The following is a 12611-nucleotide window of genomic DNA, read 5'->3' as shown; positions in this document are numbered from 1 at the left end:
TTTCTCTATACTTGCTGCAAGACATATTCTTGGTCTTGGTTTTGTATGTCATAAATTCGGCGGTATTGCCCATTTGTGTTTCTCAATAATTCCTCATGTGTCCCACGTTCAATAATTTCACCTTGATCCAATACGAGTATTTCATCAGCGTGTTTCACAGATGATATACGATGAGCAATAACAAACGTTGTTCTTCCTTTCATCACTTCTTGAAATGCACGTTGTATCTTCGTTTCTGTTTGCATATCAACGGCGCTCGTAGCATCATCAAGAATTAAAATACGTGGATCCATAATTATCGATCGTGCAATGGCAATACGTTGCTTTTGACCACCTGATAATCCTAGACCACGTTCACCTAATACCGTGTCATAACCATCAGGTAATTCTGCAATAAATTCGTGCGCATCTGCTCGCTTAGCTGCATCAATGATGTCCGCCATCGTCGCATTAGGTCGACCATAGGCAATATTATCACGAATCGTTGACGAGAAAAGAAAGGTTTCTTGTAATACAGCACCAATTTGTTCGCGTAGTTCCTTTAACGTGTAATCATCAATCGAACGACCGTCTATCAAAATATCACCAGATGAACGTTCGTAGAAGCGAGTAATCAACTGAATAATACTTGATTTCCCTGATCCCGTTGCACCAACTAGCCCAATTGTCTTACCCTTAGTTGCTTCAAAGGAAATGTTCTTTAATGCTTGTTGCTGCTTGGCCCCATACGTCAATGAAACGTTGTTAAAAATCACTTCTCCTACAAAATCATCTTTCCTTTGCAACACTGGTTTCTTCGCATCATCACGACGTACAGACTCATCTAATACTTCGATTAATCGTTCTCCTGACGCTTTTGATTGCGAAAACATATTCACAATAAAGCCTAGTTGCATAATCGGACCTATAATAAACCATACTAAGCTAAAGAAGGCGATAAGCTGGCCGACTTGCAAACTACCTTGAATCGTTAAATAACCACCATAAGCTAGTAAAATAACAGCAGATATATTTCCTAGAAACTCCATCAATGGAAAATACCTTCCCCATATTTTAGCTAAATCAATATGTTTCTTACGATAGTCTTCATTCGATTGAGAAAACCGTGTAATTTCCTCATCTTCCTGTGATAACGCTTTTACCGTATTCATGCCACTAACGTTTTCCTGGACTTTTGTGTTTAAACGAGCTAATGATTTTCGAATACCACGAAATCCTGGGTGTACTCGCTTATCAAATTTTGCTACACTAATGGCTAAAAATGGGATCGTTATCATTGAGACGAGAGTAAGTGGAACGGAGTAATAGAACATAACTGACATACTAAAACCAACGAGTAATATAATATTTAAGAGCTGAGCACAGCCGAACGATAAGAAGAAGCGAAAGGCTTCGACATCTGCGGTTAAGCGGGACATTAAATCGCCTGTCTTAGCATTATCATAATAGCGAAATGGTAAAAACTGAAGCTTTTCATATAACGTATCTCGTAATTTACGTACCGCCTTTATCCCGAATAAATCTCCTAAATATTGGTGAACGTATACTGCACCACCTTTTATAATCATCGTTCCCATTATCGTTAAAGCTAAATAAGGAATTAATTCAAATCGACCATTTTCAATTGCTTCATCAATTGTAAAGGCTAGAATCATTGGGTAAAGAACCGTCATAACCGTTACGACAACGAGTGCAAGTAACGACCAGGCAAACAATGATTTAAATGGCCAATAAAACTCTTTCAAACGTTTAAATGTATCCATCTCCATCACCTCATAATATGTACACTCTTAAACTCTATAAATTTATTTAGAGTCTCGAATGATTTTATGAAACTAAACACTATATTAAACCTAATACAAACTAGAAGTCAATAACGTTTTAAAACGTTTTCAATATTTTATAAGAATAGCTGCGTAATGAGCTTTTCTGGAAGTAGGTTCTTTCAACAATACGTGTACATATGGAGCCAATACCCTTCACTGAATCCACTTTACACCTTCCATCTTTAGACTTTCAAGCGATTTATATAATATGGTTTATCTTAAAAAGGTATCCCACTGCTTTACTCATTAGCAGTGGGACATTGTTCATAAATATTTACGATGCACTTTATGACCGTCATACACAAAGGTGATCGCTTTATCATTTACCTTTGTTTCAATATGAACAGTTCTACCCCATAATTGATATATATAAGGAAGTACTTTTTCTAAATATCCAACGTCAAGCTCTGTTCCTTCATAGGAGTGAGTGATATACAATTCACCGTTTTTCATATAATCACCGTTTGTCACAAGTAAATAAGGAAAACCACCATTTACACGAGACAAAACGAGCTGATCACGAATATGCTCCCACTCTTTATCAACAATCTTATACTCGCTTCCTTGCTTTTGGAACAAATACATGTCTTCGTTCATAACAAGATCTTTCGTTAAGTAGTTACGAATAAATGAAATATCTGATTCAATCTCACGAACTTCAAAGATCTTATCTCTTCCACTACCCTCTTTAATTCCTTGACGTTCCTTCATATCATCAGTTGGGTGATTAAAGCGCTCTTCAATATCCTCAAATATTTTTAACCCTAAATAGTAAGGGTTAATCGTTGTCTTTGATGGCTGAACAACCCCAGCATTTAATTTAGCAAATTCAATCGTTTCTTCACTCGTTAAATCCATTTCTCTCAAAATACGTGCATGCCAAAATGATGCCCAGCCTTCATTCATAATTTTCGTCTCAAGCTGCGGCCAAAAGTAGAGCATTTCTTCACGCATCATCGTTAAGACATCACGTTGCCAAGGCTCTAACTCTCGACTATACTCCTCTATGAATAGCAATAAATCCTTTTCAGGCTTAGGTGGAAACTTCTTCTTCTTTTTTGGCTTTTCATTGTCACCCTTCTGATCCATATCCCACAAATCATCATATTCAGATTTTTTTCGTTGCACATTGGTGTCATCTTCTTCATCTGCCATAGACCAATTTAATTGGGGCCTTACAAGACTAGGATCTATATGCTCTTGAATCGCCAAAACAGCATCTAAGAAACTCTCTACCTCTTCCTTCCCATATTGATGTTCATAATGCGCTATTCGTTCGGCGGTTGCACTCATACTCTCAACCATGTCACGGCGTGTATTCGAAAATCGAACATTGTTTTTAAAAAAATCACAATGCGCAAGAACATGAGCAACAATGAGCTTATTTTGTATTAATGAATTACTATCTAACAAAAAGGCATAGCATGGGTCAGAGTTAATAACAAGCTCATAAATTTTACTTAAGCCAAAGTCATATTGTAGCTTCATTTTATGATATTGCTTGCCAAACGACCAATGGCTATACCTTGTTGGCATTCCATATGCACCAAACGTATAAATAATATCAGCCGGACATATTTCATATCTCATTTCATAAAAATCAAGTCCAAATCCATCGGCAATTTCAGTGATTTCTGAAATGGCATATTCCAGCTCTTTCTCAATTAGAGACATGTATTTCCCTCCCTTGTTTCAACCTCTCTTATTTGTATATGATTGAAGAAGGGAAATCATGTATCTCTATCTAGTAATGCACTCTCCTCGTTCCAAGAGTGGACACAAAGCGAACAAATGCAGAACGACCACTTTCGTCACGTTTAAATACCCCAGCATGATGTAATATTTCTAAAAAGACCTGTCCAAGCTCTTGACGTAATAGTTGCTCAAAAGAAACCTCATTGTCAAAGCCATATTGATTTTTTATTTTCTCGGCCCATTTTAAATGCTTTGTGATCTCACCAGTTGCATCGACTGTTTCACGACGTTCTTTCGCTCCTATATAAGTGGCCACTCGTTTCAGTTCATCCTTCAATCGCCCCGGCAATACCGCTAATCCCATCACTTCAATGAGCCCGATATTTTCTTTCTTAATATGATGAACATGCTGATGAGGATGGAATAGGCCATCAGGATGTTCAGCAGTTGTTCGATTGTTCCTTAAAACTAAATCTAATTCAAACTTTCCCCCTCGCATACGGGAGATTGGGGTAATCGTATTATGTGGTGTATCATCCGTTTGTGCAACTACGTTAGCCTTACGATCCTCATATACACGCCAAGCTTCTAAAATATCATCTGCGGCGTTGGCTAACTCTTCCTTATCCGTTGATTGTAACCGTAGCACAGACATCGGCCATTTCACGATTCCTGCTTGTACTGATGGGAAACGTTCAAAAGAAAATACCTCTTCCATTTCTGCTTTAGCCATTGGGAAATCATGAGCTCCTCCTTGGAAATGATCATGGCTTAATATCGAGCCTCCGACAATAGGCAAATCTGCATTAGAGCCTAAGAAATAATGTGGAAACTGCTCAACAAAATCAAGAAGGCGTTTAAACGTTAAATGACTAATTTTCATTGGCTCATGCTTTTCCTTTAAGACAATGGCATGCTCATTATAGTACACATACGGCGAAAATTGAATGTGCCAACTCTCATCATTTAACGTAACAGGGATTGTTCGTAAATTTTGCCTTGCCGGATGGTTGATACGGCCTTTATAGCCTACGTTTTCGACACAAAGTAAACATTTAGGGTAGTTAACACTTTCCATCCCTTTCGCTGCAGCGATCGCCTTAGGGTCCTTTTCCGGTTTGGATAAATTAATCGTAACTTCAAGCTGGCCATAGCCCGTATCAGCATACCAATGCTCATTCTTTGCAATTCGGTCCGTTCGGATATAGTGAACATCCTTAGATAACTGATATAAATAACGTGTTGCCGCTTCAGAACTTTCTTCCTTACATTTCTCGAAAAATGTATGAATCACTTCAGAAGGTCGCTTCGTTAACATGCCCATTAGTTGTGTGTCGAGTAAGTCACGATATACAACTGAATTAGATTCGAGTACACCCTCCTTTGCAGCCCAATCTAATATATTTGTTAGAATGGCCACTGGTGTATCTAACTCCTCTTCATCAACCTTTACTTCTTCAACTGTATCTAAAGACAAAATCGCTAACAGTTGGTTACGTGTCCAAATGACGTCCTCTTTCTCTATTAATTTTTTTTTCAATCCGTATTGTATTAATCGTTCAATATCTTGATAAATACTCATCCTCACGCATCCTTTCATGGTCGTAGTATCGGATACTCACCCTCAGTTTACACTAAACGAGAAAGTTAGTAAATTTATTTAATAAAGTTTTTATAAATTCATATGCTATTATCTTCATTGATGTTTTATGATCCAAACAAATGAGCAATTACAAAGTGTAAATTCATGACATTATTTAGCTCTTGCAACTGTATGAGCTTTCCATTAAGCAAAAAAGTGCCTGCAAAGAAACATTCTCTGCAAGCACTACATGTTAAACAAGGGATTGAACTTTAGCCATCACATCTGTTTTTAACGTTTCTAACGCTTGTTGACTCTCAGCCAACGAGCTCTTATTAACACCAAAATAAAATTTCACTTTTGGCTCCGTTCCAGACGGACGAATACAGAACCATGATCCATCCGCAAGCTTATACTTTAATACATTTGACTTAGGCAACGTAATATCCGTCTTTTCATTTGTCTCTAATTCTGTCACAATACTCGTTTCGTAATCTTCGACTGACACGACCGCCTGACCACCCATCATCTTTGGTGGTTCATTCCGGAAATTCGCTAATATATGTTGAATCTTTTCAACTCCGGCTTTCCCTTTAAGAGTTAGAGACTCTAATCCTTCTTGATAGAAACCATACTTTGCAAACATTTCCAATAATCCGTCATATAGTGTCATTTGACGTGTTTTATAATAAGTAGCTAGCTCGGCTGCAAATAAACAAGCTTGAACAGCATCTTTATCGCGAACAAAATCTCCAATTAAATACCCGTAACTTTCTTCATAACCAAACAAAAATTGATGTTGTCCCGTTTCTTGATACTGTTTAATTTTCTCACCAATAAATTTAAAACCTGTTAACGTATCAATCGTTGTTAAATGAAATCGCTCTGCAATAGCTCGACCAATCTCAGACGTTACAATGGTTTTTAACACTGCACCATTTTCAGGAAGCATATTCTGATGTTCTTTCTGCGTTAGCAAATAATCAAGCATTAGAGCGCCTGTTTGATTTCCAGTTAAAACAACATATTGGTCTTCATTGTTTTTGACAGCCACACCTACACGGTCTCCATCTGGGTCTGTTGCTAATAGTACATCAGCCTGTTCTTTCTCACCTAACTCCATAGCTAGCTTAAATGCCGCATGCTCCTCAGGATTAGGAGAGCTCACCGTTGAAAAGTTAGGATCAGGAAGCTCCTGTTCTGGAACAACTGTAAGATTCGTGAATCCGTTACTTTCTAATGCTCGACGAACTGGGATGTTCGCAGCACCATGTAGTGGTGTAAAAATTATTTTCACATTATGAGCCTCTTCTTCAATCAATTCCTTTTGGACTAGAATTGATGATAACGCTTCATTATAAGCTTCATCAATGTCCTCAGAAACAATTTTTAACAGTTGATTTCCTTTTAGCTCCATTTCGTCAGCAACAGGGATCTCTAATTCATTTTCAACAGAATTTACATATTGTACAAGTTCTTCAGCTGGTCCAGGAGGAAGCTGTCCACCGTCATCACCGTACACTTTAAAGCCATTATATTCAGGAGGGTTATGACTCGCCGTTATCACAACACCACCAGCTGCCTTTAAATACCTCACAGCAAACGAAAGCTCTGGAGTCGGGCGTAAGTCATGAAATAAATAGGACTGAATGCCGTGATTCCCTAATGTTAATGCCGTTTCTAAAGCAAATTCCTTCGATTTATGTCTTGAATCAAATGCAATCGCTACACCACGTTCTTTTGCTTCTTGTCCTTGATTTTCTATGTAACGAGCTAGCCCCTCTGCCGCTCGACGTATCGTATATGTATTCATGCGGTTTGTACCCGGTCCAATTTCACCACGCATGCCGCCTGTTCCAAACTCTAAATTCTTATAAAAGCTGTCTTCAAGAACTTCGTTATTGCCTCTTAACTGTTCAAGTAATTGTTTCAGTTCTTCCTCTAATGCTGAATACTTTGCCCATTTTTCATATTGTGTTCGCCAATCCATCATCATTCCCCCTCTTCAATTTCGTACCAGATATCCATCGCTTATTATACCATTATCTTACTCACTACAAATACTTGCACTAAAAAAACCTATGTTTTTTTATTAGTGTAAGATACTTCCTCAACTGTCGCAATCATATACTCAATATATAGAAAAGAGTCACCTCAGCATTCCTTCGTTCTGAGGCAACTCTTACAATCATTAAGACTTAAATCCATTTGGATGGGCTTGATGCCAACTCCACGCATGTGAAATGATTTCCTTTAATGAAGGGTACGCTGGCCGCCACCCTAATTCCTTCTTCGCCAATTCAGATGAAGCAATTAATGTCGCTGGGTCACCAGCACGTCTTGGAGCTACTTGTGCCGGAATGTTATGACCTGTTACATCTCGACAAGTATCAATGACTTCTTTCACGGTAAAGCCTGCACCGTTCCCTAAATTATAAATCGCACTTTCATCCTTTTCACGTAATGATTGTACAGCCAAATAATGAGCTTGGGCAAGGTCGAGCACATGAATATAATCACGTACACAGCTTCCATCCTTCGTATCATAATCCTCACCAAAGATTTGTACATGCTCCCGTTGATTCAGCGAAACCTGTAGTACAATTGGTATAAGATGAGATTCAGGAGTATGATCCTCACCAATTTGACCTTTCGGGTCAGCTCCAGCCGCATTAAAATAACGTAAGCAAACCGATTTTAAACCATATGCTTGATCACACCACTTCAGCATTCGTTCAATTGCTAGCTTCGTTTCTCCATATGGATTCGTCGGGATCGTCGGATCAGATTCTTTTATTGGAATGGAGACAGGTTCTCCGTATGTTGCAGCAGTTGAAGAGAATACAATTCGTGAAACACCATATTCCTGCATTTTCTTCACTAGCTTATACGTGCCTAGCACATTATTTTCATAGTATTTTAATGGGTTCCCTACACTTTCTCCTACTAATGAATATGCCGCAAAATGAATAACAGAATCAATTGTATGTTTGGTGAAAATCGTATCTAAGATCCGTTCATCCTCAATAGAGCCTTCATAAAAAGTAGCCCCTAATGTCGCTTCCAGATGACCTGTCTCCAAACTATCCAAAACAACGACTTCTTCCTCTTGGTCTTGTAAATACAAGACCGTATGACTGCCTATATATCCAGCTCCACCAACAACTAAAATAGCCATAGCATTTCTCCCCCTTCTTATGCTTAAACCTCTGTCACTCCATTACCTGCTTCGCAAATATAAAAAGATGGATCTAATCCCGTTTTGGCATGATACGTTTTTGCCACTTGCTCTTTAAACGATTCAACTTGTTCAGCGGCTACAATACTAACAGAACATCCTCCAAAACCAGCACCTGTCATTCTCGTTCCAATACAACCTTCAACAACACGTTGTGAATCATAAAGGGCATCTAACGCTTCTCCCGTCACTTCATAATCATCCCGTAATGAAACATGAGATTCTAACATACGCTTTCCGAAACGATTTAAATCGCCTGACTCAAGCGCAGCCTTAGCATCCTCTGTACGAGCATTTTCTGTTACGACATGCTTCACCCGACGATAAAGCAACTCATTGTCTAACCACATTTCAATTGAAGCTAGGTCATTCATATGAGCATCACTTAACGTTTTCCATTCCGGTCGATGCTGTTGAATAACTGCAAGAGCTTCTTCGCACTCTGCTCGTCGCTCATTGTATTTCGAATCAGCTAACCCTCTTCGTTTATTCGTATTCGTAATGACAATTTTATTTTCGCCAAGCTCAAGAGGAACGTCACGCGCCTCCATCGTATTCGTATTTAAATAAATCGCGTGTTTTTCCTTACATAGCCCGACCGCATATTGGTCCATAATGCCACTGTTAACACCAATATAATGATTTTCCATCCGCTGACACAATTTAGCCAGCTCTACTCTTGATAACGAAACATTAAATAATTCGCTCAAGCCGTAAGCTGTTACCATACCGATAGACGCTGAAGATGATAACCCTGCTCCATTTGGAATTGTACCGTGATACACGACATCAACCCCTTTTAAGGAGTCAGTTAATTTCACTAATTCATTTATAATCCCTTTAGGGTAATTACCCCAATCATCCTCATCCTTATAAGCGAGATCGTCTAATGAAAATGTGATTTTTTGATCGAAGTTTGTACTTACTAATGTACACTTTCGGTCCGTACGGGGACTAATAGTCATAAATGTCCCAATCGTTAAAGCTGTCGGAAATACAAACCCTCCATTGTAATCGGTATGTTCCCCGATTAAATTCACTCGTCCAGGAGCAAAGAACGTGCGTGCGTGCTGTGACTTATTTGAGAACTCATGAAAAAAGCGCTCTTTTACTATTTGAATGTCCATCGTTTACCTCCATCAACCTATTTCAAAGTTAATTAATTAATTTTATTAAGTATTATATCATAGGTTTGATTAAGAAACAGCACTATTTCTTGAGAAAATTTGTTTCAAGACGATCGTAACAGCTCCAATCACTGTTCCATTATCTCCTAAGTGAGATAATACAATTTCCGTATTTCGAGCTTGCTCAGTTAACGCCTTCGTTTGAACAACTTTTTTTAATGGTTCAAGTATAAAATCACCCGCTTTTGAAACACCACCACCAATAATCACTTTTTCAGGATTCATAAAATGAATAATATTAATGATAGCAATACCTAAGTATGTCCCTGTCTCTTCTAAAAGCTCAATCGCCAATTCATCTCCAGCCATTGCACATTCATGAATCACTTTTCCGCTTAAGTTATTTTTCATTAGCATCGACTTTCGCCCACTCCCAAGTGCTTCCAATGCTCGTTGCTGTAGAGCTTCACTACTTGCTATTGTTTGTAAACATCCGTCATTTCCGCATTGACATCTCTTCCCATGCATATCAACAACTGTATGGCCAATTTCCCCTGCCGTACCATGGTGCCCATAAAATAACTCGTTATTTAAAATGATCCCTGCCCCTATCCCTGTTCCAACATTCATACAAAGGACATGATCAATATCTTTCCCATTTCCAAACCAAGACTCTCCTAAAGCGAGTGCTCTTGCGTCATTTTCAACATAGGTCGTTATTTCAAAATAATCTTCTAGCTCCTGTTTAATGGGGATATTTGATAAATTGAAATTTGGAGCGTACAAGGCTATTCCGTCTGTATGGTCCACGATACCATGCATCCCTACACCTATTCCGATCATTTTTTCTTTCGGGCATGATGAGTGTGAGAGAACATCAGTAATCACTTCTTTTAGTACATTAAGAAACGTATGTTCATTCATTTCCTTTGGTAATACATGTGTAACTTGGTGCTCAATTGTCGCATCTAAATCAGTGAGTACAGCTCTAATAGAACGACCGCCTACATCTACTCCGATAATGTAAGAATGCTTTGCTTCTATTGTAAGAAGAATTGGTTTTCTCCCACCTTTTGATTTACCAATCGCACTCTCCTTCACGATTCCTGTCTCCAATAATTCTGAAACGATGTTCGTGACCGTTGGTGGTGTTAACTTGGTTTGTTTAGCAATATCTGCACGCGAGATTGGACCATATTCACGAATAATCGTTAAAATAACCGATCGGTTCAAGGACTTCATTAATTGAAAGCTACCTGTTATATGTGTACGAGTCACATTCATCCCTCATTTCTATTCCTAACTAGTAATATGAAAAGTATATCGTCTCTTATAGAAAGTGACAATCGATTATTCGGTATCGGCTTTGTACAAGCTCGTATAAAAGATAAAACTGAACTTGAGTATACATATATGTTAGATTGGAGGTAATTCAGTGAAAAACTGAAACCAATCCCTTTTATTGGTCGTATATTTTACTAACAAAGAAAAGGAGTTGTTAAAATGATTGAAATGTTATGGTTAAGCATCATTGGTATTATTCTGTTTATCCTATTAATTATAGGGATTGTTGTCTTTATTATTTTTAAGTTGCGATATAAGACGGCAAGTACAAACCAGGCTCTCATTATTACAGGGCCAAATCTCGGAAACCCAGATGAGGATTCACGAATTTTTGTTGATGAAAATGGTAGAAGTATGAAGATTATTCGTGGTGGAGGTGTGAGACTTAAGCTCTTTCAAACATGCACACCGGTTGATTTAAATTCCTTTCAAATTAAATTAACCACACCGAAAGTGTATACCTCCCAAGGGGTTCCTGTCATTGCTGATGCGGTTACTTCTGTGAAGATTGCCGATTCCCTTATCGGAGTAGCCAATTACGCGGAACAATTTCTCGGAAAGAAGCAAAAAGAAATTGAAGATGAAGTTTCAAAAGTACTAGGTACCAACCTTCGTGCCATATTATCAAAATTGAGCGTCACCGAAATTAATAATGACCGTGAATCATTTAATCATCAAGTTCAAGAAATTGCTCAAGAAGAACTCGACAATATGGGCTTTAAAATTACTTCATTTGGTTTAGATGATTTAAGAGATACAGATGAAGAGAATGGATACTTAGAAAACCTCGGACGTCCACGAATAGCTGAAATACGTAAGAAAGCGGAAATGGCGGAATCCGATGCTGAAAAGGAAACAAGAATTTATCGAGCGAAAAATGATCAAGAGGCACAAGATGAAGAAAATCGTCGGTTAACAGCTATTGCCGAATCTCGCAAAGAAAAAGACGTGAAGGAAGCACAAATTAAAGAAGAAACAGAGCGTGCCCGAGCAAAGTCGGAGCAATCCTATGAGTTAGAGAAAGCTAAGCTTGCTCAACAAGTGAAAGAAGAAGAAATGCAAATTCAATACATCGAGCGGCAGCGCCAAGTTCAATTACAAGTTGAGGAACAAAAACGTCGTAAAGCTCTCGCTGATGCAGATGCCTACGATATTAAAGCAAGAGCAGAAGCCGAAGCAGAGAAAGCTCGAATTGATGGGGAAACGAAAGCGACCATTGAAAAACAAAAGGGGCTTGCCGAAGCCGAAGTTATTCGTGAGCGTGGTCGTGCGGAAGCAGAAGCTAAAGAGCTTATGGCTCAAGCCATGGAGAAGTTTGGAGAAGCAGCTATTCTCGAAATGTTTATCCAAGTCCTTCCGAAATATGCACATGAAATTGCCAAACCTTTATCACAAATTGAAGAAATGAAAGTATTTGACTTTGGTGGATCAGATTCAAATGGCGGAGCATCAAAAATTACAAGCAACGTGACGAAAACAATGCTAGGTCTGCAAGAAAGTTTAAAAGAAACGACGGGAATGGACCTGAAAGAAATGTTAGAAACTTACGTCTCAAGAGGCCGAAATCAGTTATTTGAAGAAATCAAAGAAACGGCAAGCACAACTGAATATGCCAATCAAGAGCATACTATTGAGCGCGAGGATGAGGAGAATTCCAATCTTGCCGAACAACGAGAAGAAAACATAGATTCCTAAAAGACAATTTGAGCGCTATGTTAGCTATTACAGGACTTGAAGGTCCGATACTATCATGTAATGAGCTTACATAGCGCCTCTTTATACTATTTTCTAGTTGATCC

General features: G+C 38.5%; 8 protein-coding genes. 1 reads left to right on the top strand and 7 read right to left on the bottom strand.

From position 1 onward, the window contains the following. Positions 1-5: 5 nt before the first annotated feature. The 7 genes from JCM9152_RS06510 to JCM9152_RS06480 form a co-directional block, all read right to left on the bottom strand. The gene (locus tag JCM9152_RS06510) at positions 6-1763 is read right to left on the bottom strand and encodes an ABC transporter ATP-binding protein (protein ID WP_035342306.1); all 1758 of its coding nucleotides are present in this window, start codon (positions 1761-1763) and stop codon (positions 6-8) included. 327 nt (positions 1764-2090) lie between these two features. Beyond that, positions 2091-3500 carry a SpoVR family protein gene (locus JCM9152_RS06505; protein ID WP_035342303.1) on the bottom strand — a complete coding sequence of 470 codons (1410 nt, stop codon included), beginning with the start codon at positions 3498-3500 and terminating at the stop codon, positions 2091-2093. A gap of 70 nt (positions 3501-3570) precedes the next feature. Beyond that, a complete protein-coding gene (galT, locus tag JCM9152_RS06500; protein ID WP_035342300.1) occupies positions 3571-5109 on the bottom strand; it encodes a UDP-glucose--hexose-1-phosphate uridylyltransferase in 1539 nt (512 codons plus the stop codon). A gap of 247 nt (positions 5110-5356) precedes the next feature. Further along, complete coding sequence (locus JCM9152_RS06495; protein ID WP_035342291.1) at positions 5357-7093, bottom strand: phospho-sugar mutase; 1737 nt, start codon at positions 7091-7093, stop codon at positions 5357-5359. A 201-nt stretch (positions 7094-7294) separates the two neighbouring features. Continuing rightward, the gene (gene galE, locus JCM9152_RS06490) at positions 7295-8281 is read right to left on the bottom strand and encodes a UDP-glucose 4-epimerase GalE (protein ID WP_035342288.1); all 987 of its coding nucleotides are present in this window, start codon (positions 8279-8281) and stop codon (positions 7295-7297) included. Positions 8282-8304: 23 nt separating this feature from the next. Continuing rightward, complete coding sequence (locus JCM9152_RS06485; RefSeq protein WP_035342285.1) at positions 8305-9468, bottom strand: galactokinase; 1164 nt, start codon at positions 9466-9468, stop codon at positions 8305-8307. Positions 9469-9537: 69 nt separating this feature from the next. Next, the gene (locus JCM9152_RS06480) at positions 9538-10746 is read right to left on the bottom strand and encodes an ROK family transcriptional regulator (RefSeq protein WP_235715644.1); all 1209 of its coding nucleotides are present in this window, start codon (positions 10744-10746) and stop codon (positions 9538-9540) included. A gap of 225 nt (positions 10747-10971) precedes the next feature. On the opposite strand from JCM9152_RS06480, the gene JCM9152_RS06475 reads away from it, so the two are divergent. Then, the gene (locus tag JCM9152_RS06475) at positions 10972-12507 is read left to right on the top strand and encodes a flotillin family protein (protein ID WP_035342279.1); all 1536 of its coding nucleotides are present in this window, start codon (positions 10972-10974) and stop codon (positions 12505-12507) included. The last annotated feature ends 104 nt before the right edge of the window (positions 12508-12611 follow it).

Origin of the sequence: Halalkalibacter hemicellulosilyticusJCM 9152 (genome assembly GCF_000513115.1) — a bacterium.
Lineage (GTDB): Bacteria > Bacillota > Bacilli > Bacillales > Bacillaceae_D > Halalkalibacter > Halalkalibacter hemicellulosilyticus.
The sequence above is the reverse complement of the archived record's forward strand: the minus strand, read 5'-3'. Positions and strand labels throughout refer to the sequence as shown.